The organism is Sphingomonas sp. GC_Shp_3 (assembly GCF_026540945.1).
Lineage (GTDB): Bacteria > Pseudomonadota > Alphaproteobacteria > Sphingomonadales > Sphingomonadaceae > Sphingomonas.
On record NZ_JALNUT010000009.1, the window covers coordinates 127,588 to 150,264 of the forward strand.

24 protein-coding genes and 1 pseudogene are annotated in these 22,677 nt (G+C 62.0%); 20 read left to right on the plus strand and 5 right to left on the minus strand.

Features of this window, described 5'->3' with window-relative positions:
• Window positions 1–24: 24 nt before the first annotated feature.
• The 7 genes and pseudogenes from OXR00_RS15825 to OXR00_RS15855 all read left to right on the plus strand — a co-directional run bounded on the left by OXR00_RS15825 (window position 25) and on the right by OXR00_RS15855 (window position 7,215).
• Window positions 25–1,341, plus strand: a complete 1,317-nt coding sequence (locus tag OXR00_RS15825) for a DNA methyltransferase (RefSeq protein ID WP_267389243.1) — start codon at window positions 25–27, stop codon at window positions 1,339–1,341.
• A complete protein-coding gene (locus OXR00_RS15830) occupies window positions 1,334–1,768 on the plus strand; it encodes a DUF5681 domain-containing protein (RefSeq protein ID WP_267389244.1) in 435 nt (144 codons plus the stop codon). Before OXR00_RS15825 ends, OXR00_RS15830 begins: the two co-directional genes overlap by 8 nt.
• Window positions 1,761–3,272 carry a phage terminase large subunit gene (gene terL / locus OXR00_RS15835; RefSeq protein ID WP_267389245.1) on the plus strand — a complete coding sequence of 504 codons (1,512 nt, stop codon included), beginning with the start codon at window positions 1,761–1,763 and terminating at the stop codon, window positions 3,270–3,272. The genes OXR00_RS15830 and terL overlap by 8 nt, the downstream gene beginning before the upstream one ends.
• A gap of 425 nt (window positions 3,273–3,697) precedes the next feature.
• Window positions 3,698–4,174 (plus strand): DUF3489 domain-containing protein, encoded by a 477-nt coding sequence (locus tag OXR00_RS15840; RefSeq protein WP_267389246.1) that lies wholly within the window; start codon window positions 3,698–3,700, stop codon window positions 4,172–4,174.
• 2 nt (window positions 4,175–4,176) lie between these two features.
• A complete protein-coding gene (locus OXR00_RS15845) occupies window positions 4,177–4,572 on the plus strand; it encodes a DUF2924 domain-containing protein (protein WP_267389247.1) in 396 nt (131 codons plus the stop codon).
• Complete coding sequence (locus tag OXR00_RS15850) at window positions 4,565–6,235, plus strand: recombinase family protein (protein WP_267389248.1); 1,671 nt, start codon at window positions 4,565–4,567, stop codon at window positions 6,233–6,235. Before OXR00_RS15845 ends, OXR00_RS15850 begins: the two co-directional genes overlap by 8 nt.
• Window positions 6,236–6,451: 216 nt before the next feature.
• A pseudogene (locus OXR00_RS15855) lies at window positions 6,452–7,215 on the plus strand (DNA polymerase III subunit epsilon).
• Between the two features lie 630 nt (window positions 7,216–7,845).
• Here the strand turns inward: OXR00_RS15855 and OXR00_RS15860 are convergent.
• Both OXR00_RS15860 and OXR00_RS15865 read right to left on the minus strand, forming a co-directional pair.
• Complete coding sequence (locus OXR00_RS15860) at window positions 7,846–8,355, minus strand: DUF3833 family protein (protein WP_267389249.1); 510 nt, start codon at window positions 8,353–8,355, stop codon at window positions 7,846–7,848.
• Between the two features lie 71 nt (window positions 8,356–8,426).
• The gene (locus OXR00_RS15865) at window positions 8,427–9,854 is read right to left on the minus strand and encodes a deoxyribodipyrimidine photo-lyase (protein WP_267389250.1); all 1,428 of its coding nucleotides are present in this window, start codon (window positions 9,852–9,854) and stop codon (window positions 8,427–8,429) included.
• A 318-nt stretch (window positions 9,855–10,172) separates the two neighbouring features.
• Between OXR00_RS15865 and OXR00_RS15870 the strand changes: the two genes are divergently transcribed.
• The 7 genes from OXR00_RS15870 (at window position 10,173) to OXR00_RS15900 (ending at window position 15,597) form a co-directional block, all read left to right on the plus strand.
• On the plus strand, window positions 10,173–11,333 hold the full coding sequence (locus OXR00_RS15870; RefSeq protein WP_267389251.1) for a S53 family peptidase: 1,161 nt from the start codon (window positions 10,173–10,175) through the stop codon (window positions 11,331–11,333).
• A 12-nt stretch (window positions 11,334–11,345) separates the two neighbouring features.
• A complete protein-coding gene (locus OXR00_RS15875; RefSeq protein WP_267389253.1) occupies window positions 11,346–11,582 on the plus strand; it encodes a hypothetical protein in 237 nt (78 codons plus the stop codon).
• Window positions 11,583–11,674: 92 nt separating this feature from the next.
• Window positions 11,675–12,091 (plus strand): hypothetical protein, encoded by a 417-nt coding sequence (locus OXR00_RS15880; protein WP_267389254.1) that lies wholly within the window; start codon window positions 11,675–11,677, stop codon window positions 12,089–12,091.
• Window positions 12,092–12,114: 23 nt separating this feature from the next.
• Window positions 12,115–12,417: a hypothetical protein gene (locus tag OXR00_RS15885; RefSeq protein ID WP_267389255.1), complete on the plus strand. Its 303-nt coding sequence runs from the start codon at window positions 12,115–12,117 to the stop codon at window positions 12,415–12,417.
• Between the two features lie 336 nt (window positions 12,418–12,753).
• Window positions 12,754–14,496, plus strand: coding sequence for a sensor domain-containing diguanylate cyclase (locus OXR00_RS15890; protein WP_267389256.1), 1,743 nt, complete (start codon window positions 12,754–12,756; stop codon window positions 14,494–14,496).
• A 120-nt stretch (window positions 14,497–14,616) separates the two neighbouring features.
• Window positions 14,617–15,201, plus strand: coding sequence for a DUF4337 family protein (locus tag OXR00_RS15895; protein WP_267389257.1), 585 nt, complete (start codon window positions 14,617–14,619; stop codon window positions 15,199–15,201).
• Window positions 15,202–15,348: 147 nt separating this feature from the next.
• Entirely contained in the window at window positions 15,349–15,597 is a 249-nt protein-coding gene (locus tag OXR00_RS15900) for a hypothetical protein (protein WP_267389258.1), read from the plus strand.
• A gap of 73 nt (window positions 15,598–15,670) precedes the next feature.
• Here OXR00_RS15900 and OXR00_RS15905 read toward each other — a convergent pair whose 3' ends face one another.
• Together OXR00_RS15905 and OXR00_RS15910 are read right to left on the minus strand one after the other, a co-directional pair.
• A complete protein-coding gene (locus OXR00_RS15905; RefSeq protein WP_267389259.1) occupies window positions 15,671–16,066 on the minus strand; it encodes a hypothetical protein in 396 nt (131 codons plus the stop codon).
• A gap of 778 nt (window positions 16,067–16,844) precedes the next feature.
• On the minus strand, window positions 16,845–18,305 hold the full coding sequence (locus OXR00_RS15910) for a sulfotransferase (RefSeq protein WP_267389261.1): 1,461 nt from the start codon (window positions 18,303–18,305) through the stop codon (window positions 16,845–16,847).
• Between the two features lie 204 nt (window positions 18,306–18,509).
• Between OXR00_RS15910 and OXR00_RS15915 the strand changes: the two genes are divergently transcribed.
• From OXR00_RS15915 to OXR00_RS15935, 5 genes are all read left to right on the plus strand, one after another.
• On the plus strand, window positions 18,510–19,712 hold the full coding sequence (locus OXR00_RS15915) for an NF038122 family metalloprotease (RefSeq protein WP_267389262.1): 1,203 nt from the start codon (window positions 18,510–18,512) through the stop codon (window positions 19,710–19,712).
• A gap of 168 nt (window positions 19,713–19,880) precedes the next feature.
• Complete coding sequence (locus tag OXR00_RS15920; RefSeq protein ID WP_267389263.1) at window positions 19,881–20,306, plus strand: phage integrase N-terminal SAM-like domain-containing protein; 426 nt, start codon at window positions 19,881–19,883, stop codon at window positions 20,304–20,306.
• Window positions 20,307–20,431: 125 nt separating this feature from the next.
• Entirely contained in the window at window positions 20,432–20,878 is a 447-nt protein-coding gene (locus OXR00_RS15925; protein ID WP_267389265.1) for a hypothetical protein, read from the plus strand.
• Entirely contained in the window at window positions 20,878–21,516 is a 639-nt protein-coding gene (locus OXR00_RS15930; protein WP_267389267.1) for an SOS response-associated peptidase family protein, read from the plus strand. The genes OXR00_RS15925 and OXR00_RS15930 overlap by 1 nt, the downstream gene beginning before the upstream one ends.
• An 86-nt stretch (window positions 21,517–21,602) precedes the next feature.
• Window positions 21,603–21,935 (plus strand): hypothetical protein, encoded by a 333-nt coding sequence (locus OXR00_RS15935; protein ID WP_267389268.1) that lies wholly within the window; start codon window positions 21,603–21,605, stop codon window positions 21,933–21,935.
• A 106-nt stretch (window positions 21,936–22,041) separates the two neighbouring features.
• Here the strand turns inward: OXR00_RS15935 and OXR00_RS15940 are convergent, their stop codons facing one another.
• Entirely contained in the window at window positions 22,042–22,245 is a 204-nt protein-coding gene (locus OXR00_RS15940; protein ID WP_267389269.1) for a hypothetical protein, read from the minus strand.
• A gap of 136 nt (window positions 22,246–22,381) precedes the next feature.
• On the opposite strand from OXR00_RS15940, the gene OXR00_RS15945 reads away from it, so the two are divergent.
• Window positions 22,382–22,609: a hypothetical protein gene (locus tag OXR00_RS15945; RefSeq protein ID WP_267389271.1), complete on the plus strand. Its 228-nt coding sequence runs from the start codon at window positions 22,382–22,384 to the stop codon at window positions 22,607–22,609.
• The last annotated feature ends 68 nt before the right edge of the window (window positions 22,610–22,677 follow it).

The window sequence follows — 22,677 nt, forward strand, 5'->3', positions numbered from 1 at the left end:
TGTTCCCTTCGCAGGAGCACCCGAATGACCGAGCTTACGAACCATCCTCGCATTGAGATGGTGCCGCGCACTTCGCTGCACCCAAACCCGAAGAACCCGCGAAAGCACAGCGACAAGCAGCTGCATCAGATCGGCGGATCAATAAAGCGCTTCGGCTTCGTGGTTCCAATCATTGCTGACGATGCCTCGCTCATCGTCGCCGGGGCGGGGCGCTGGGCCGCCGCCGGCCTAATCGGGTTGACCGAGGTGCCGGTGATCCGCGCCCGGTTCATGACCGAGGCCGACCGCCGTGCCTTTGCGCTCGCCGAGAACCGGCTGGGCGACCTGTCCGAATGGGACGACGCGCTGCTCAGCGCAGAGCTCGAGTTCCTGTATGAGCAGGACTACGATCTTGGGCTGACCGGGTTCAGCCTCGGTGACTTCGACGTCCAGCTCGGCGCCGAGCCGGCGACCGCACAAGAGCCGGTCGAGCTGCCGGATCCGACCGGGGTTGCTGTGAGCCGCCCCGGCGATCTGTGGAGCGTCGGCCCGCACCGCCTGTACTGCGGCAACGCGCGCGATCGCGCCAGCTACGAGGCGCTGCTCGGGGCCGACCGTGCGACGATGGTGTTCGCGGATCCGCCCTACAACGTGCCCATCGCCGGCAACGTGTCCGGGCTGGGACAGGTGCAGCACCGCGAGTTTGCTGAGGCCTCGGGCGAGATGACCAGCCCTGAGTTCACCAGCTTCCTGCGCACGGTGTTTCGTCACTGCGTCGGCTTCTCGGGGAATGGCTCGATCCACTACCACTGCATGGACTGGCGGCACGTCCGCGAGATGATGGACGCGAGCGACGGCGTCTACACGACGTTCAAGCAGCTGGCGGTATGGGTGAAGGACAACGCCGGCATGGGTACGTTCTACCGCTCGCAGCACGAGCTCGTCTTCATCTTCAAGTCGGGCAACGAACGCCACATCAACAGCTTTGGGCTCGGTGAGAAGGGGCGCTATCGCACCAACGTCTGGAGCTTTGCCGGCGCCAACACCTTCCGCAAGGGCCGCGCTCAGGATTTGGCGGACCACCCGACGGTGAAACCGGTCGCAATGGTAGCGGACGCGATCCTCGACTGCTCGCATCGCGGCGACCTGATCCTCGATCCGTTCAGCGGGTCAGGTACGACCTTGATCGCGGCGCATCGGACAAAACGGGTGGGCGCCGGACTCGAGCTCGACCCGCTCTATGTCGATACGGCGCTTCGCCGGCTGGGCGAGGCGACCGGCCACACGCCCGTGCTCGGCGACGGGCGCAGCTGGAATGAGGTCGCGACCGAGCGTCGCGCTGAGGAGGTGAGCCGTGGCTGATAATAAGATCGAGCGCGCCGACAGCGAGCCTAGTGAAGTTGGTGAGAACGAGGAGCGCGTTGGCTATCGTCGGCCGCCTCGGCAGCACCAGTTTAAGCCGGGGCGCTCCGGCAACCCGCGTGGCCGCCCCCAAGGCGCTAAGGGACTGAAGAGCGAGCTGCTTGCCGTGATTAACGAGCAGCTGACGATCACGGTCAACGGCAAGCCTAGGCGGATGCGCACGCTTCGGGTCGTCCTGAAGTCGCTCGCGGCTCAGGCCGCCAAGGGCAAGATCGCCGCTGCCGACAAGCTGCTGACGCTTGTGATCGATGCGTTCGGCTTTGAGGACGAGCGCACCACAGCCAGGGAGCTGAGCGACACCGACCGGTTGATCATCCAGCACATGCTGGGCCAGACCACCGGGACGGGAGGTGCGGGCGATGAGTGACCTGTCGCGTGCGGACGATCCGCACGCCGTGATCGTCGAGCTGATCCGGTCGGATTTCGTGTCGTTCCTGATTAGCGCTTTTCCGCACATTAGTGGGGGCGCGGATCTCGAGCCCAACTGGCATCTCGACGCGATCGCGCATGAGCTGACCCGCGTGCGTGACGGCAGCTGCCGGCGGCTGCTGGTGACGCTGCCGCCACGCAATCTCAAATCGATCATGATCTCGGTTGCCTGGGTCGCCTGGTGCCTGGGACGGGATCCGCGGCTCAACTTCGTGTGCGTCAGCTATTCGAGCGAGCTCGCCGCCAAGCATGCGCGCGACTGCCGCTCGATAATGCAGTCCGGCTGGTACAGGGAATTGTTCCCGCACACGATCATCGCCTCGACTCGCTCGGCCGTGCACGATTTCGAGACGACGCGCGGCGGAGGGCGGCTCGCGACGTCGGTGGGCGGCACCCTGACCGGCCGCGGTGGCGACATCATCGTCATCGACGATCCAATCAAGCCGGACGATGCGATGTCCGATACCGTTCGCGACGGCGTCAACGAGTGGTTCTACGCCACGCTCGCGTCGCGGCTGAACGACAAAAAGCGCGGCGCGATCATTACCGTCATGCAGCGGCTGCACCAATATGACCTCGCAGGGATGCTGCTGGAGAGCGGAGAATGGCACGAGCTGAGCCTGCCCGCGATCGCAACAGACGAGGTCACGGTTCCGCTCACGCGCCAGCGTAGCTACACGCGCCTCACCGGTGAGGCGCTCCACGCCGCACGGCACTCGACGGAGGAGCTGCTGCGGGAGAAGCGCAGTATCGGTTCCGCGCTGTTCCAGGCTCAGTACCAGCAGGACCCTGTGCCCGCCCGGGGCAACATGATTCGCGCCGAATGGCTCAAGAGCTATGACAGCGTGCCGGACTGGGGTCGGGTTGTGCAGAGCTGGGATACGGCATCGAAAAACGGCCTGCTCAACGATTGGTCGGTCTGTATTACCGCCCGTCTCGTCAAGAACGAGGTGTTCGTGCTCAATGTCTGGCGGCGCAAGGTCGAGTTCCCGGACCTGCGTCGCGCCGCGATCAGCCTGGCGCAGCACCATAGCGCCAACATTATGCTGATTGAGGATCAGGCGAGCGGGACGCAGCTCTACCAGACGTTGCTCAACGAGAGCCCGCGCGGCGTGCCGCAGCCAATCGCGCGCAAGCCCGAGGCCGACAAGAAGACCCGCCTCGCCGGCGTTAGCGCGATGATCGAGGGCGGGCAGCTGCTCCTGCCTACCGAAGCCAGCTGGCTTGCCGAATTCAAGCAGGAGCTGCTGGCCTTCCCGTCCGGCCGCCATGACGACCAAGTCGATGCATTGTCCCAGCTTCTGATCTGGGCCGGCCAGCGCCAGCGATGGGATGATCAGCCAATCGGCGGTGCACCGATCCTGTTTGTCGATGGCGAAATGTGGGACGGAAACAGCAGTGCGAGCAGTAGCTGGTCCGACGGCGAGTACGGCTTCGTCTAATTGGCGGTGAAATCTTCACGCAAGCATCGCCGGCTTGACTGCAAATGGGCGTTTCTGGCCAGTTCGCTGTCCGGGCCGAAAACCGACGGCCCGGTTCGGGGCGGCAGGCGTCCGCTCCGTCGATCGTGAACTGCCGAAGTTGGGTGGAAGCCGTCGTTCCTATCCCTGCTACTAATGTCGGGTATGCGCCTCCTGCGGCGACACAGTCGCAAATACGTGAAACGTCCACAATCGGCTTTCCGGTCGCGGCACAATCAAGTCGACTTCGAGCGCGAACGGAGCATTGGTGCTCCTAGATAACGCAGCCAACAGTCGGTTGCCGCCTCGATCAGTATGACTGGCGAGGCTCTGGGCGGTGGGAGCGACGCGATGTCGATCCTGCTTGCAAGGACCTTTTCATGATAAAACTTAGTGATACACAACGTGTGCTGCTGTCGCACGCCGCACAGCGACCGGATGCGAACGTGCTGCCGCTTCCGACATCGATTACCGCGCCCCGCGCTGCGCTCGAGAAGTCGATCGGCGCCCTCCTTTCGCGCGGCCTAATCGAAAAGGTTGTTGTCAGTGACGTGAGCCGGGCATGGTCTCAGGACGGAGAACAGCGATACGGGCTCCGCATCTGCGATGCCGGTCTGGTAGCAATCGGCGTCGTGGCCGCACCTGGAGCGGTTGACGAAGTGCGGGCCGAACTTTCGACCGCGAAGAAGTTCAGCAAGCTTGGGGCCGTGCTTGAGCTGCTCATGCGGGGCGAGGGGGCTACTCTCGATGACCTCGTAGTCGCGACCGGCTGGCTTCCGCACACGACGCGAGCCGTCCTGACCGGCTTGCGCAAGAAGGGCTATGCGATCGCAAAGGCTAAGCGTGACGGGATCACCTGCTATTCGATTTCGGTGGTGGCTTGATCATGGCGGAAACGGCTGAGCTGCTGACGACGCTCCTCACGCTGCCCGCATCGGATCTGCCGGCTGAGTGGCGCCGGGTGTATCGCTCCGAGCCGCCCCGGATCGCCGCCGAATTGTTGCGCCGAGGTATAGCGTACCGGCTGCAGGAACAGGCATTCGGCAAGATGGCTGCACCGGTTGCGCGTGCCCTGGCCAGTGGCGGCAAAGTTGCTGCCGTGGTCGCGCCTGGAACCCGGTATGTTCGTGAGTGGAACGGCCGCACGATCGATGTTCAGGCGACCGGTGACGGCATGCTGTGGGATGGCCGCCTGTATCGCTCACTTTCCGCAATCGCACGTGAAGTGACTGGCGTGGCGTGGTCAGGCCCGCGATTCTTTGGGGTCGGCATCCATGGATGAAAAGAAGGTTGTCCGCTGTGCGGTGTACACTCGCAAGAGTACCGATGAGGGGCTCGAGCAGGAGTTCAATAGCCTGGATGCCCAACGCGAAGCCGGATCAGCCTATATTCTTAGCCAGCGGCACGAAGGCTGGATTGAGGTTTTAGACCGCTATGATGATGGCGGCTACTCCGGCGGAAATATGGAGCGGCCCGGCCTCAAGCGGCTGCTTGCTGATATTGCCGCGGGCAAAGTCGACACCATCGTCGTGTACAAGGTCGACCGTCTGACGCGCGCATTGACGGATTTCGCCCGCATCGTCGAAGTGCTCGATACAAAGGGTGCGTCTTTTGTTTCGGTAACCCAGTCGCTGAACAGCACCACCAGCATGGGTCGTTTGACACTCAACGTACTGCTGAGCTTCGCGCAGTTTGAGCGCGAGGTGACCGGCGAGCGGATCCGAGACAAGATTGCGGCTTCGAAGCGCAAAGGCATGTTCATGGGCGGCCCGGTGCCGATCGGGTACGATGTCAAAGATCGCAAGCTGATCATCAATGAAGCGGAGGCCAGATCGGTTCGGCACATATTTACGCGGTACGCAGAGCTTGGGTCGGGGCGCGAGGTCATCGAAGAACTTCGCGCCGCTGGATACCGCACAAAACAGCGCCAGGTCGGAGGGCGCGTCGTCGGCGGTATCCCGTTCGAGCGCGGCGTGCTGTTTCATCTGCTCGCCAATCCGATCTACATTGGCAAGGTCGTGCATAAGGATGTCGAGCATGCCGGCGAGCACGAGCCGATCATCAACGAGGAGCTGTGGACGCGCGTGCAGCAGCATATCGCCGATAATCGCGTAAACCGTAGGCGGGCGCGTAATAGCCAAAGCACGAGCCTGCTCGCTGGGATCCTGCGCGATGGTCACGGCCGGCGGATGACGCCAAGCCATGCCGTTAAAAACGGGCGGCGCTACCGCTATTATGTCACCCACGCCTCGGAGCTTCGACCGGGCGCGCCACAGGCGTGGCGAATGCCGGCGCAGGATGTCGAGGCAGCAGTGATCGATCGGTTAGTCGCCTACTTTCGTGACTATCGCGAGATAGCAAATCTCGCGGGCGTGGGTAACGCTGCCGCCACAATCGCCTCGCTGGTTCAGCGCGCAAGCGATGCTGCTCAACGTCTCGGTGATCCAGCGAGGAGGGGAGCGGTTTTTGCAAAGTTGATAACTTCGATTGCGATGACGCGGGAGGAAATCACGATTGAGATCGATCGAATAGCGGTGGCGCGAATACTGGAAGCCAGCAGACCAGATGACCCCAATCCGATCCTTTTATCTGCCAGCGCTACCAAAGTCCGGGAGGGCAAGGCTACCAAGCTTGTGCTCGCCGAAGCCGGACATTCGGCACCTCAGCGTGATGCGAAGCTGGTCGCCTTGCTCGCCGAAGCGCGTTCGGCCCGTGATTTGATACTGGATTCACCAGATCGCTCGATCCGAGTAATCGCTGCGGACCAGCAACGCTGTCGCCACCGCATCGCCAAACTCGTCAGGCTTTCGTGGCTTTCGCCTGAGATCGCTACCGCGATCGTCGAAGGACGACAGCCAAAGCTGCTAACGGTAAAAAAGCTTCTTGATATTGATTGGCCGCTCGATTGGAACGCGCAGGCTTCGCTATTATCGCAATATGTTTGAGATCGGGGGCCAGACTGCAAGCTCGCCGAGCCTCGGCTTAGCCCGACCGCCGCAAACGACGAGGTCGTTTTGATCGGCCGCACTCTCGAAAGCGCAAGGCCGCAAAATACACGCCGTTTGCACGCATCGGTTCCCAGTATACGCCCAATTTGGTGACTCCGTTTGCTATTGAAGAACATTGCAGGAACGCAGCCGGCGGTTTAATCGTGCCGTATGATGAGCCGGATGGCATGCAGTTTAAATCGCGTCCGCGTGATTGATTTAGAGACGTCTGGACCGTCCTCACATAATGTGTGCGAGATCGGTTGGCAGGACGTCGTGCTGGGCGAGGACGGTCTCTGGTCGTTAAACGACGAGCGGGGGGCGGCCTTCGTCAATCCTGGAGCGCCGATCTCCATCGACACGATGGCGGTCCACCACATCGTTGATGCGGACGTCGAGGGTGCGCCGTTCTGGAAGGACGTAGCGCCGCCGATACTCCGGCCCACTCGCGGGGTGCTCGCGCTCGCTGCCCACCGTGCGACGTTCGAGCAGCGCTTTTGTACGCCGATACTATCTGGCGGGGCACGGTGGATCTGCACCTGGAAATGCGCACTACGGACCTGGCCGCATCTCGCCGGCTTCTCCAACCAGCGCCGCGCTATCAGCGCATGCCAATTGGCCTCGATCGGGCGATTGGGCTTCCCGCACATCGCGCGCTGCCTGACGCCTATGTCACCGCGCACCATCTCCGTGACATGCTGAACGCCTTTTCGCTCGAGCAGCTGCTTGCGTGGAGCGAGCAGCCGGGTTTGCTGCCACGCGTGCCGGCTGGTCCCCATCGCAAGCGTCCCTGGAACGAGCTGAGTGACGATGCGCTGTCTGCGTTCGCGCGCGACCGCGATGTTGATGTACGGTATAGCGCGTCCGAAGAGATGCGCCGCCGTCTTGGAATGGGCGAAGTGGCTGCCCAAGTTGCGGTGCAGCGGTCGCTACTCTGACGGAAGTGCGTGCCGCGATTCTAATGGCAACTTTAACAATCGCTACGAGCATCAAGTGGATGAGGCAGCGGCACCGTATCGGTATAGGCCTGCCGATTTTATGCCGCTCACGTAGGCTATGCCGCCGATCTCTTGCGGACTGGCTACAACTTCCATCGATAGACTTCGACCAAGCTCACGCCACGCGCGTAGCCCATCTGATGTCATGGTATGTCTTTCACGTTTTCATCTGTGTTAGACGGCGCATGCTGAGTTGATACAGTGGAGTTCAAGAAGATGGGATATGAGGGCGTCCGATCGACTGGGGGCGGTTGGCCGGAAGGTCTGACGGACTTGGAGTCCGTGCAGCGCCTGCGCTCCTTAGGCCTTCGGGCATGCGACGGCGTTCAGGATCTAGCAGAAGACACCCAGTACGAGGCGTTGCGCCGAGCGTTGCTCAACCGCGCCGATCTACCGCCCTTGGCGCCAGCCTTCATCGCCGCGCAGCCAAACCTACAGGCCTTTGTCCGTCATGTTTTGAGAGACGAAAGACCGCAGTGAGCGCCGCGACCCTGTGCGTGCCCAATTCTCGGCATTGTTCGCCCACATCGGCGATCCTCACGTCATCCCGTCTTCTGGACGGGTATTGGGCTAGTCTATCTTCGTGATCGTCTCGTCCAGCACCGCAACCCGGAGTCCGAACTTGCGCGCCACCAGGTGATTGCGTGCGACGCGTCCGCCGGGTTCCAGCACAAGCCACTGCTCGACCCGAACGTCGCCCTTGGTCCTGAAGCGGATGTGCAGTCGCCCGCGGTCGGTCGCGACCAGTACAGGCCCAGTGGCGTCGCTCAGCATGCTCGAATAACCACCGGATCTGTTAGGTTTCAGCGACCAGGTGCGCGTTCGCGGCTGTTTCCCCTCTTGATCGATCCGCTGAACAAGGCTCAGCGCTCCATCAGGGCCCAAGCGGCCAGTGCCGGTGACGTGCACGGTGCGCGGCTTGGACGCGATCACGCGCAGCACTCCTCTTCCTTCCGTGTGCCCGTCGAAGAAGGCCAGTGGCGCAAATCCTGGCGCGAGTGCGTCGACCTGCGGCGGGGCCGATGTGGCTACACAGCCCGCCAGCCCGACGATCAGGAGGGGAGCGAACTTGCGGAACATGTGCGACGGCTTTGAACCGCGAGGATGCCTGGATGCAATCCGGACATCTCCAATGGTAAGATGCTCCGGCATCAGATCGGCAGCCTCTCGGTCAGGTATGGATCCTCGGGCACCTGCTCTGGCACCGACAGCTTCGGCGCGGCGCGTGCCGCCGCCTTTGCCAACCACTCGGGTCCTCCGGGACGCTCGCGAATCGAACGGTCCGTCCGGGTCTGTACCATCCCGAAGATCGGGTTGTCGCGGTAGCCTGGCGCGGCATCGCCCCATGCCCAGGCGAGATTGCGGTAGGTCGAGGGATCGCGTCCATCGAGGCTCAGGCGATCGTTGAGGTAGCAGGCGGTCGCCCAGCCGGTGCGTGGATCGGGCGTCATGGCGATGATGCGCTTGGCCCAGTACATCCGCAGGTTGTTGTGCATCCAGCCGTCGATCAGATATTGCTTCTGGCAGGCGTTCCAGGTCTCGTCGCGTGTGGTGCCGTGCACCAGCGCGTCGAGCGTCTCGAGGTCCGATCTGGGATCGCCCTCATGAGCCTCGAGCTGCGCCTTCGCCCAGTTCGGGATGCGGGCGTAGCTCTCGGGTACCCGCATGGTTCGCGCTTTGTAGTGGAACCATTCGCGCCAGGTCAGCAGCTCGTCGGCGAACTTCTCGCGCCTGTCGGCAGCGACCTCGCCTGTGTCGATCGCCGCCATCACCTCCCGCGGTCCGATCACGCCGAAATGCAGATATGGGGACAGCGTGCTAGCGCCTTCCGGCCGGGCGGCGTTGTTCCGCGCAGCCGCATAGGCGGGCAGCACCTCGCGTTTGAGACGGTCGAGCCGCAGCAGCGCCTCGTAACGGGACCCGGGCAGCAGTTCGCTCGGTGGCAGCGCGTGATCGATGTCGAGGGATGCGATCAGCGCGTCGAGCTCGTCGTCCCCCATGTCGGCGAGCCGATCAGGATCGAAGGGGACGGGGCTGTCGTACGGCGGCGACGCGGTCTGCTCGTCATGAATCGCAGACCAAGCCGAACGCGCCTTTTCGTGCCGGCGTCGGAAGGCGGATGTCGTACCGACGCCCTGGTCGAGCGCCGCGGGTGGAACCAGGCAGGCGGCGTTCACAGCGAAGACGGCGACGCCGCTGCGTTTGGCGACGCGTTCCGATTGCCACTGCGCCACAAACGCGGGTTGGTCCTCCAGCATCAATGCAGCGGCGTCGGCTGCGAGCCGGTAGACGAGGCCAGGTTCGCGCTTGCCCGCCCGATCGACGAATTGAACGCAGGCAAGGCCCCGGTCACGACATCCGATCCCCAGATCGCGGCTGGCGCCGAGCACGAAGCGGTGCAGGCGGTCCGATGCGAACGGATAGTCCTCGCGCAGGCCGTGATAGACCAGCACTGGCAGGCCGAGCTCGTTGCCGAGCCGAACGGCTGCGTCGATTACTGGATTGTCCACCGCACGGAGTGCCTGCTGCAGCCAGCACAACACGTAGCGCGCGTCACCTCGAACGGGCACGTCGTTCATGCGCCGAACGCGCGGGGCCTCGCTCCAGCTGGCGAGGGGACTGGGAAGATCGGATTGCATCGCGACTGAACACCTGCGTGCTCGCCATGGTTGCGGCAATGGCTCGTCAAATGGACGATCTCGGTCCTGTCGGCAGAGCTCGGGTGCGACGCAAATCGATCGGAGACTGAATGGGGGCTCGGCGGTAAAACAGATCGGGAGGATGTCTCGGTACGGATCGGCGTCAGAACGAGAAGCATTCCTGTACAAGCGCGCAGTGCGGCTGCGCCTTTTCGCGCGGCGACGCGTTGCACGCTTTAACATAGCGGGGGCCGGGTCATGTCCACGACGCGTCAGCCAATCATCGGAAGCGAACGTCTTGCCCCCCGCAACATGACGCGGACGGGTCCCACCGCTGTCGATGAGGCGATCGCGGTCAGCGTGTACCTGCGACCAGAGGTGGGCGATCCGCCGGCTGCAGCGGACGGGACCTTCCATACACGCGCCACGCTACGGCAGACGCGGGAAGCGACGCAGGCCTCAAACCTCGTGGCGGTTCGGGCGTTTGCTGAGCAGGCTGGTCTGGAGGTCGTCGCAGAGGATGCCGCGAGGCGTCTGGTGAAGCTGCGTGGTACGGCTGCGGTGATCGAGGCGGCGTTCGGCACGAAGCTGCACCTCTACGAGCACGAAGGCGTCACCTACCGCGAACGTGAGGGTGCGCTCAGCGCACCCGCCGACGTCGCGGACCGCGTCCTTGCCGTGCTCGGTCTCGACACGACGCCCGTCGCCACTCCAAAGTTCGTGCCTCATCGCGGCGCAAATCCGCCAAGCGGTTTCCTGCCGACCGAGGTCGCCGCACTTTACGGCCTGGGCGACTGGCAGGCTGCGGGTCAGTGCATCGGCATCATCGAGCTAGGCGGCGGCTACACCGATGCCGACAACACGGCGGCGTTCGGCGCCATGGGGAGATCGATCCCGTCCATCGTCTCCATCGGGGTCGACGGCGCGTCGAACACACCGGGCGACGGAAGCGGTGCGGATGGCGAGGTCGCGCTCGACATCCAGGTCGCGGGGGGCGTAGCGCCAGGTGCCCGGCTCGCGGTGTACTTCGCTCCCAACACGAGCCAGGGCTTCGCCGACGCGATCAGCCAAGCCGTCCACGACACTGAGAATAAACCGTCGGTGCTCTCGATCAGCTGGGGCGGCCCCGAAAGCGGCTGGACTGGTCAGGCGATCGCCGCCATGTCGGCTGTGTTCGCCGACGCAGCGGCGCTTGGCGTTACGGTCACGGCGGCGTCAGGCGATGCTCTCGCCACCGACGGCCAGAGCGACGGCCAGGCGCACGTCGACTATCCGGCATCCGATCCGCTGGTGCTCGGCTGTGGGGGAACACGATTGTCCGCGACGGGCGGCAGACGTGGAGACGAGGTCGTCTGGAACAGCAACGGCGGCGGTACCGGCGGGGGCGTCAGCGCCCTGTTTGCAAAACCCGACTGTTAAAAGGACGTCGAGGTGCCGCGGCCGGGCAGGGCGGTGGGCGGCCGAGGCGTTCCGGACGTCTCAGGCGACGCCGATCCCGACAGTGGCTACCGGATCGTCACGGGCGGGCAGACCGGCCTGATCGGTGGCACCAGCGCCGTGGCGCCGCTCTGGGCCGGGATCGTGGCAGGGCTCAACGCGGGCCGCAGCACACCGATCGGTGCGATCCAGGCTGCGCTCTATGGATCGCCCGACACTGCAACGACGTGACTGATGGCAACAACAAAGTGTCTGGCGTCGGGTATGCGGCGGCAGTTGAGTGGGATGCCTGCACTGGGCTGGGGTCACCCAACGGCGAGCAATTGAAGACGCTGTTTTCGCAGAGCGGAGCGACGAAGCGCGGCGCGGACGCATTGGCGGCGCCTCTGTTTCGGGTGACCGGTCTCGATGGCAGCGCGGTGTTGATCGCGGCAGCCTCGATTTACCGGATCCAGCCTTCAGCGCGCGGCGGAGAACCGGATGCCACCAAGCTGGAGTATGACGCCGGCTACTTGTTTACGCATGAAACGATCGAAAAGCTGCTCGCCCGGATCGGGGATGCCGCCAGCTTCGTACGGCTCACAACCCGCAGCGGCACGCCCGTTTACATCAACACAGGCGCGATCGCGTCGGTTCGACCAGCGCTGCCGCAGAACGCGCCGGGTACGGAGATAGTTGTCGCCGGTCAGTACCAGCACGTCATGGAGACGGTGGAGCAGGTTCAGGTATTGCTCGGCTAGCGCATCACCAGGAAGGGGCGGGCATGACCCATATCATCGTAGTCTTTTCACTGGTCCTAAGCGCAGCCAACTGGCTTGTGTTCCTGGCTGCCGCTGTACTGGAAAACTTGCCGGCGATCCGTCTCGCGCTCGAGCCGCGGTCAGGCCGCGTGCCGAGTGAGACCGTGGGAGCTGCGGGAAGGAGCCTGCAGGCGGACAAGGTGATCGACGCCACTGGGACGTTGGCGACGTCGCTGCGCCGCGCCGGTCCGGCTGCCTCGGCGGCGGCAATGTCGCTGGCCTGCCTGCTCGTGGCACTGACGGCGGGCGCTCTCGACAAGCTCTGAGCGGCCTAATTTGAAACTCGATTGATTTGGTAAGGCCTCGCCACTCTGCCAGTGAAGCCCGGCCGTCCCGGCGGGGAACATCGGGCCTAGAAGGTCGGCTTATCACACGGTGTAATTGCGCCGGGGAACCTTCGCTACTTTCGCGCGCCCACCCCATGAATGTCTGTGAATGCGGTCGTGGATCGTCTTCGCCGGAATCGGCCGGGGCGCGGGCATAGGCATTACGCGTGTGACCGACGCGCTTGCAACGAATTCTCAACAACATCTCGCTACAGATACGCAACGATGAGGCGGGTGGCGATGATGTGTCGGGCGGCTGAGCGGACCCTGAAGACGATGGTTCTCGCCGTTTCGTTCTTTCTGCTGGCCAGCGCCAGCATCAAGCTGACCCGCTTCACGGGCGGAGCCGCCTTTCTCTGGCCTGCCACCGCGCCGCTCTTCGCGTTCCTAGCCGTGAGACCCGTCCGCACCTGGCTCTGGCCTATGCTGGCAACGGGCGCGGCGTCCTGGGCTGCGTCTTCGATCTTCGGCATCGGCCCGCTTGCAGGCATCTCCCTCTCCATCGCGATCGTCGCAGAGGGCGCGCTCGGCGCACTGATCCTGCGCGGAACCGGCGATGATCAGACGTTGTTGGACGAGCTGCGATCCCTGGCCGTCTTCGTGTTGGCTGCAGGCCTGATTGCACCCGCGTTGTCGGGTCTGCTCGGCGCGGGCGTGATTGCGTTGCACACTCATCAGGCGTTCTGGCCGAACTGGCAGGCGTGGTTCGCGGCTCACGGGCTTGGCACCATCAGCGTGGCGCCGCTGCTGCTGCTGGTCCTGCGCGGAGAAGGGGCGGATTGGTACCGCGCGACCTCCCCGCGACACAAGCTCGAGGCTCTCGTCCTTCTGGCGATTGTGATGGTCACGGTGTTCTGCGTCTTCGGTCAGGAGCGCTACCCGCTTCTCTTCCTGCCGATACTGCCGCTGATCATCGCGACGTTCCGTCTCGGCCGTCTCGGAGCGACAAGCTCGGTTCTGATCCTGACGGTCGTCGGCGGTCTGCTAACACTGCATGGCCACGGGCCCATAGCGCTGATGCACAATACCGTTGGGGCGCGAGCGCAGTTCTTCCAGCTCTACCTGGCGGTGGCCGTCGTGGCGGTTCTCCCGGCAGCCACCGAGCTACGTCGTCGGGAGGCGCTCGCCAAGCGCCTGCGGCAGAGCGAAGCCAGTTATCGTTTGCTGACCGAGAACCTCGGCGACACGCTTATTCACACGAATCTTGATGGCGACGTCCTGTACTGCTCGCCCGCGATACTGTCGTTGACGGGGTTCTGTGCGGAGGAAGTCATCGGGCGGAACTCGCAAGACTTCGTGCTCGCCGATGACTTCGCGATGTTCAGCACGTCACGGGATGCCGCGATCTCTGAGCCTGAGACGACGATCGCGTTGGAATACCGCGCGAGGGTTCGGGAAGACCGGGTTATCTGGTGTGAGACCCGCATACGCAGCTATACGGACGAGGGAGGCGCGCCGGCCGGTTTGATCCTGGTAGTGCGCGACGTTACCGCCAGGAAGGCTGCGGAGGCCGAGCTCGTGCAAGAGGCGATCACGGACGAGCTGACCGGCATCCCCAACAGAAAGGCGTTTTTCAGTCGACTCGACTACTTGCAGAGCGAAGTCGTGGCAGGGCAGGGGATCGGGTGCGTAGCGGTCTTCGACGTCGACTTCTTTAAGGCGGTGAACGACACGCACGGACATGCGACCGGCGACCGGGTTCTCAAGGCGGTGGTGGGCGCGGCCAAGCGCACGACCCGGAGCGGCGACATGGTCGCGCGGATTGGCGGCGAGGAGTTTGCGATCGTCCTCTGGGGCGCGGCCTTGGATACGGCCGTGCAGACGTGCGAGCGCGTGCGGCGAGCCATAGAGGCCTGTGTCGTCGATGCATTCTCCGGCCAGAAGGTTCGGGTGACCGCGAGCTTCGGTGTCGCGGCGATCTCGCCCGACGCGGACAGCGGTTCGGTATACCGTGCGGCTGACGAGGCCCTGTACGAGGCCAAGTCCGCCGGGCGGAACAGACTGCGCCTCGCTGCCTGACGAGATCGCCGCCGCTTACATCTCCTGCGGCGACGCCGGTCGGCTAGGCCGGTCGGCTAGGCCGGACTCGCAAGACGAGCTAACCGGAGCGTCGAATCTTCGAACAAAACGAGACGCTGCATGGAACCTGCCGACGCCAAGGATCTCATCGACAAGGCCATCGAACGGGCCGAGGAGGCGCAAGGGCGGCATGACGCGGCGGAGCGCACATCGGAGAAGCGCTTCCGTGACCGGGTCTCGATCCTCGTTGGCATCTTCGCGGTGCTACTGGCGGTCATCCATGTCGCGGCTGCGGGACACGCGCGCACGAGCGTCCTGCGAACTATCGCTGCGTCCGACGACTTCGCCTACATGCAGGCCAAGATCATCCGAGAGACGGTGCTGAAGAGTGCGGCCACAGCCCCCGGTGTCGCGGCCGCCGACCGCTACGCCATGCTTGCGGAGGCCCACCGTCTCCGCGCGCCGGACTCCGCCGGCCACGGCATCGGCCAGCTGCAGCGTGCCGGTGAAATGCTGCGCGAAGAGGGTGCCAGCGCGTCCGAAATTGGCGAGCGGTTCGAATGGGGCGAGACCGCCCTCCAGGTCGCGATCGTTCTGCTGTCGATCGCTCTGGTGGCACGTTCAACGCCGATCGTCATTGGCGCGATCGCATTGGCCGGCACAGGCATCGTCATTGCCGCCGCGACCGCGCTTGGCGTGGGATGATCCGTATTGGCGCAGATGAGGGTCGTTGGCCCGTTAATGAGGGCGAATAAGACCACGTAGCTCGCAAGATCCGTTCCGGCCGACCTTCGACCCCCCAAGCGGCATTTGCCGATAGCCTCGACTGCCGGGCGGGGCTACGGTTGGTGTATGGTTGATGTTGAGCGGCTGGTCCCGTCTGGGCTTATTGAACAATGGGCGATGCATCTGCGGCGGCAACGATCGAGGGCGGCAGATGCGATCTGGCTGATTGACAACGGCTTCACCATTCACGACGGTCGTGACGGCACTCCCATGGACGACGCCACCACGCGCTATCGAGCAGAGTACGAACAGATCGTCTCGGAGGTCACGAGCCTCTTGGAACAATATGACGCCGTGAACCTGCGTCGACCCTGATCGAGCCAGCGGCTCGATCTGCAGGGACCTTGCAGACTATCGGCGACTCTCGGATCATGTCTACTCGAAGCGGTCACCGACATTCGCCCATGCCGTACTGTCGCCAGTAGCGATCCCAGCGGACGGCGGCGCCGGCAGCAATCGTGGCACAGGACAATGATCGTCCATCCGGCAGCGTGCACCGGGCAACCACCCGCTGATAGCTCCGCCCCATTGGCAGGCAGGTGAGCCACTTGCCAAGCACGAGGCGAGAGACGATCTGTTGAGACCGGGCTGCCGCACGGTCGTCACACGTGTAGTTCGCGCGGCGCCTATGAGGGCGGCGGCAAGGCTCGGCGCTGCTGAAGTCTGGCGCTTGGATGCCCGCGGCGCGGATCTTCTGGCCCGATCGGCACCACAGTGGTCCGTCGCCATCGTGCACGTGCGTGACGGTGCAGATGAAAGGCGCGGTGGTGTCGGCGGTGATCACGTCAGATCGCCATCCAATTGCTCTCCGCGTCATCGATTGCGGCCTAGGCGTCGCCGTCGGCCTGCTGGCTGCGAAGATGCGCGCGCACGGCCTCTGGGTCAGGGCATCGGTCTGTGGGACATCAAGGATCCTTCTATGATCCAGGTACAAAGTATCAATTGCCCGGTGGCCTCTTTTTTAATGCGGCTTGAGGATGCAGGTTCACTTACGAGCAGACCAGCGTGCCTATAGCCAGCTCGCTGTCGAGATAGATCTGGCTCTCGGTGTTATCCTGCGTTGCTGACGGCTGGTTCACATACGCCGTGAGGACACTCTGACTGCGGAACGGCGCAGCCCGCTGAGCGAGGATAGTGATGCGAAGCATCGGGCATCGTGATCGCGGGATGGTGCCGACGAATAGAGGCGTTTTCAGGGGAGTGATCAGCGACCGGCTACCTGGATCAAACTTTGGGGAAAACCGAACTGGCCGCCTTTGGAGAGCGGCTGAGGCTCAGCTGCCCTTAGTTCAGCTCCGGTGTCGCACCTTTGTTTAAAGTTATCGGCCTATAATGGGGAACGGGTCATCATGCCAGCGCCGTCGAATGCACGCACCACGCCGTCGGGGCTTCGATCCTGTCCACCAACGCACGAGGGAGTTCATTCAGCTTCCGCCGAACCGGTGGTGAAAACGTCGACACGACTACGATCGACATTGGCACTTTCGACTCTAAGGTTTGTTTGCTCGATCATCAGCTTAGACAAGTCGCAGGCGACCATATTAGGTGGACCGGCGTGTTGGTCATCCTTTATATTTCTCGACGAATGTACGCATCAGTTCGCGATAGTGCTCTGCTACTCCAACACCTTCACGATTGATGGGGCGGCGAACTTGCAGCGAACTGGCGGTTGAAACGCGTCGTTTCGTCAAATGCGGCGCGTACGGGCCCGCCTCTTCGGCGAGGCCGCAGTGTTTGAGCAGTCGAGACGTCCATAAAGCAGGTGCATCCACCAGTTCTGTGAAAGGGACGACAAGCAAGCGGTCCCCGAGAACCGTCTTCCAGAACAACAATAGTTGATCTTCGAGATTAAAGTGGTGGGCGATATCTGAGAAGCTATAGCTCCAAGCGACACCGTGGATGAAGAAGGTTCGGAAGCAGGACCAAGCGTTGTCGAGTGGATCGCGGCGCATCCAGACGAGTGGGGCATCAGGAAGCGCCGTGGCTATAAGGCCCAAAAAACGGCTGGCGTCGATTGTTTTGTCGACGATACGGCCGGCTGGGCCGAAGCGTTCTGACAGGAGATGGAGGTAAAGATTGCCCAACGTGTTTGTCTCGCCTCCGCTTGCAACGTAGCGTGCGAGGGCTTCGCCGGATGTACCCCCGGCAGCGACGGCGATTTGCTGAATAATGTTGAGTTCGCCGCCGTCGTGTACCTGACTGTGACTGGCCAAGATATGTTCCACAAGCGTGGTTCCCGAACGCGGTAATCCGGTAACAAAGATCGGGCGGCTCACGTTCGCTGGTTCGGATTTACGGCCACGATCAAAGGAATGGATGGTGAAGCCGGTCATTGCCAACCTCGCGTTCGTGGCGTTGGCGGCGCGGTTGTAAGGCGTCCCTAACTTGAGCAACCCAGCACCGCGTGCGTAGCTTGCAAATGCAGCGCCTGTATCGCCACGATCGGAATAGAGCTTGCCTACTGCATAGCAAAAGCGAGCTAGGTCTGCTTGGCCATGCTGCTCAGCCGCCGCCGCCTCTGTAAGCATCCGATCGCCAATGGGATCGTCGGCTATATTGCCTGCGTTAGCAAGCGACAACCAAGCCGGTCCCCATCCGGGGCGATAGTCGACGGACTTAAGTAGATATGCGCGACCCTCATCGAGACGTCCCAATGTTATTGCAGTATTACCCAGAACATAGGCTCGTCCGCCGCGGTCGGGTACGTCGTCCGGCAGCGCTTTTAATAAATTGTGCGCCTCATGCTGTCGATGGGCTTGGATAAGCAGGACCACTTTAGCATAGCGCGCCATTGGTTTGTTTTTAGATGCAGCGATAAACGCGTCGATTGCACGAAGTGCTAACGTCAGCTCACCGCTGACTTGCATTAGGTGAGAGATAGCTCGCCATTGCTCGCCAAGGGGCGCGCGTTCGTCGAGCAAGCGACCAACACAGCTATTTGTTTCAGCCCGGTCATGGCAGCTGAGCGCTGTTTTAAGACGGGCTAGCGTTGCGGTGAAATCGGCAGTTCGGGCAGCAGTCATAATCGTCCATCAAGCTCCTCTCCAAGCTTGGACAGCGGCTTGTCCGGTACACTGACACTCTCACACGTGCGGTACTCGCAGGCAAGATTTGTTCTTATTGTGCGTTGACAAGGTGCTCTCGTGCTAACATCATAGATTAACAAATCGTTCACATTCAAAATGTTTCCGCAGCTCAGGCTGTGACAGCACGAAGGGGGTCATCGTATGCGTTTCAGAGATTTGCTGCGCTGCGGCGCGGCGCTGCTAGTTTTAGGATCTACGCCAGTCGACGCGGCGACTATTAATCTCGTTGATCTTGGTGGCGTGTCAGGTTCCCAAGCAGAACAAGGTTTCAACATTGCGGCGGCATACTGGGGATCAGTGCTGACAAACAATGTTTTGGTGAATCTAGGTGTCGGCTTTTCTCCCTTAGCCACTGGCATTATCGGATCGACCGGCAGCACCCGCGCGGACTTCTCGGTGGCAAGCTGGGAAGCGGGCGTTAATGCAACCAAGAGCGGTTCAACGATCGATCGAAACGCCGTCCTTCCGACTTTAACGAATGGCGGCGCTAGTTTCATTACGAATGGAACTACAACAATCGATGGCGTGACTAATGACGATCTTACCAAGCTGGCTTTCGACAACGCGGGTACGAAAAGCAGCAATACACTATATTTGAACACTTCGGTTATCAAAGCGATCGGTGGAAGTACGGGACTCCCATCAACCACACGAGACGGCAACGTTACATTTAGCAGCAACTTCAATTTCGATTTTAATCCTACTGATGGCATCTCCGCCAATACATTTGACTTTATCGGTGTCGCGATCCACGAGATTGGGCATGCCTTGGGATTTGTCTCTGGAGTCGACTTCCTCGATGTCTACGGAGTGGGAGATGGTCCAGGCGCGGGAACCTTAGGCTATAGCCTTAACGATACATCTATCTACAGTGCACTGGATATGTTTCGATATAGCGCTGACCCAACTAATATTTTGCTAGGTAGCGAAACGTCACTAGACCTTTCGGTTGGCGGCGACAAATACTTTTCAATAGATGGAGGCAAAACGGCACTGTTTGGTAACGCGTTTTCTACAGGTAGATACAACGGTGACGGTCAGCAGGCGTCGCATTGGGAGGATACACCGGGATGCTTGGTCGGCAACGGCATTATGGATCCGACATTTTGTTTTGGACAAACTGGTAAGGTAACAGGCCTTGATCTCGCTGCATACGATGCAATGGGTTGGAACCTTAGCGTAGACGCGCTAAGTTATGGCACGACTTCCACGGCCGCAATTTATAATCAATTTGCTATCAGCCCGGTTCCTGAGCCTTCGACTTGGATTACGATGATTATTGGCTTCGCTTTCGTTGGTGGAGCGGCCCGTCGGCGGGGACAAAAAGCAGCCTTTGTAAGTTAATTTTGATCTGAGCATCGATCCTCGAGAAGGAATTGGTGGTTGCACGAATCCACCGTGCGGAAGTGGGTGCTCGCGGCACGATCAAGGTGAACGGGCGAGCGTAGCGCTTGGGTTGAGCGCTGCGGGAGGCGGGCAGAGGATCGGGGCTCCACGAGAAAGAGCCTTGCCATGAACATCCTCGCCGCTGTTGTTACCGTCAGCCAGCTGCGTCAGCGTCTCATCGACGAAATGGAGATACGGCGGTTCGGCGGAAATACGCAGTGCACCTTCCTTCGTGACGTCGGCTGGTTCGCTACGTGGCTGGGGCGGTCGCCCGACACAGCGACGGCGGAAGATCTGCGGCGTTTCGAAGTTGAGCAGCGCGACCTAGGCGTGACGGCGCAGACCATGAACAGCATCGTGGCGGCAATGCGCTTCTTCTTCACGCACGCGCTCGACCGTCCCGACCTGGCGCGCAAGCGGTGCTGTCAGTCTTATGCGAACTCGTCTTTGCAGGATGGAGCTACCGCTGCGGCATCGGTTCGCAGGCCACGACGAGCTGCCACTCAGCCAGGGCGGCCGAGCGGCATTCCTTGTAGTTCTGGCGATCAATGAGGTGGCGTTCCAGGTTGAAGTGGTTGTAGACGGAGGCGAACGACCGACTTGATAATTTTGGCGGAGCGTCGAACGCCCAACGCACAAAGCTGGACACTTTGCCGGCGATGCTACAGCCTTCAACGATGAGCGATCCGGCAGAGCATCAGAGTCGCATAGCTGCTGCGGTGAGCGTTGGCGCGCAAGCTAATCGTCTGGATGCGAGAGATGCGCCGGATCATCGCGGAGACAGGTCATGCGCCGTTCGCTTGGAAGATCGTGACGACCAACTGAAGCAGGGACTGGGGCCAATGAAGCTTCGCGTGGTACTTGATGTTGATGTCCCACTTCTTAGGACAGGGCATGACCTTAGTTCGGAGCTCACCTTCAAAGGTGATGCCGATCATGGCCGACCACGAAACGCTGGCGCGGCGGAGGTTGCGCAGCTACTTGCGATGCAGCTGTGCCTCACCAGCGGGATTGCCTTCGAGGGATTCGTGATCAACAATCCGCGTTTCGGTTTAGTAAAAGCCGCCGAGGTCGTGAGCGCGGAAGAACTGCCGATTTACGCCATGCCTTCGAACGACATCTGATGTGTAATCGCGCCCGCATGTCGCACGAGCCCGAGACGCTCTGGGGCTCCGCAACCAAGCTATTCGACGAGCGGCCGCGCGACAACCGCTTTGATCCGCGCGAGCTGCGCCCGGAATCACGTAACTACGTCATCCGCGAGTGGGACGGTGAACGTGCTTGGGACGTCATGCTGTGGGACGTGCTCGGAGGCGGCGCGGCGTGGCCAATGACGAACGTTCGCCAGCTCGGCCTAAAGCAATGGCGCGCGCTCGCGGCGAACCCAGAGAACCGCTGCATCATCCCGCTGATGGAGTTCTGCGAGTGGACGCCTGTGCCCGTCGATCTGGGCGACGGCAAGAAGCCGCTAAAGGGTGAGATGTGGTTCCAGGTGACGGATCAGCCGGTCTTCCCCGTCGCCGGCTTCTGGCAGCGGACAAAGGAGGGGAAAGGCTTCACGATGGTGACGTGCGATCCGAACGATCTGGTCGCGCCGATCCACCCCAAGGCGATGATCACGATCCTTGAGCCTGAGGACGTCGATACGTGGCTGCGTGGCAGCTATGACGAGGTGGTCGCGCTTCAGCGGCCCTATGCGGCCGAGAAGATGACGGTGCGCGGCCCGGTGTTCCCGACGAGAGGGGTCGGTGTCTGTGGTTAGGGCCGGTTCGCTTCCTCAACATCGGCACCCTGCTCGATGAGGCGCTGCGCGATCACACGGTACGGTAGGTGGCAACTGAGCCAAGGGTGACGCGGCTCGATCGTCGCCGCCTTCCAAAAGTTCGTCAGCAGTCGACCGTCGCTTACGAAGGGGCGAAGGACATGCAACGCCAAGCGAACCTCAATCGTACCGACCGCTTCTGTTGCCGACCGTGCTGCCGCTTCTCGCAAAATCTCAAGAGCCAGGTTTACGATCGCCTGCCTGTACGCGCGTTTTCGCGCTCGCTGCCTACCAAAGGGGATTGGCAGCAGATCGATCATGGGCGCGGCACAATGATGCGGGCATTTGATCGCCGATCGGGCGGCTCGCCAGTTGGTATTGCCGCCGTTCCTGCGCACCTCGTCGATAAGCGCTTCTAACTCCCAGACCTCGCTCGCTCTGCATCTGCGGCAAGTGACCCGCACCTGAGCTTCGATTTGATGCAGGTCGGAAAGAGACTTCGGATCACCGACCACGGCGCAAGGCTTAGGCGAAGGTTGGCAGCACCAGCTGCACGTCGCGATCCGCCGGAACCGCGCGGGCTTGCTGCGCGGCACCTACGGCCTGCCGGTAATGCACGGTCTCCAAGCGTTCTCCCACTTCAAAGCCGACCAGCGCCCACTCCTCACTCGGATAGCAGGCGTCGTAAATCGCGCGCGCAGCCGCACGCAGTTGCAGATCGTGCTTCATCACAAGCTCCATCGATGTCGAACCGCGGCACCGCCGACGGGCAGTTAGCTACGCGCATCCTCAGTTGATTCGCAAGAACATCTCAGGAACATCGATCGTATGCGATGCCTGGTCTTGTGACACGCAAGAGTCGCAGATGACCGACTATGAAGACGAACAGCCGGCGCAAACAGTATTATTCGGGCGATGGATGCTAACCCAGCGCGATCGGAATAATTGGGTTGACGGCATCGCTGATGCCGCCTGCGCTGATCCGACCTTTCCTAAAAACGGCGAACTCAAGGCTATCCGAGCGCATCTCCACAGCCAGCAGGCAGACGGGATGCCTTCGCTGCGATCGACGACGCGGAGAGCGAACGGATAGTGATCTGACGTGATGCCGGTCGTCATCACTGCGCCGTTCACCTGCGGTCGCGACACGCGGAATCTGAA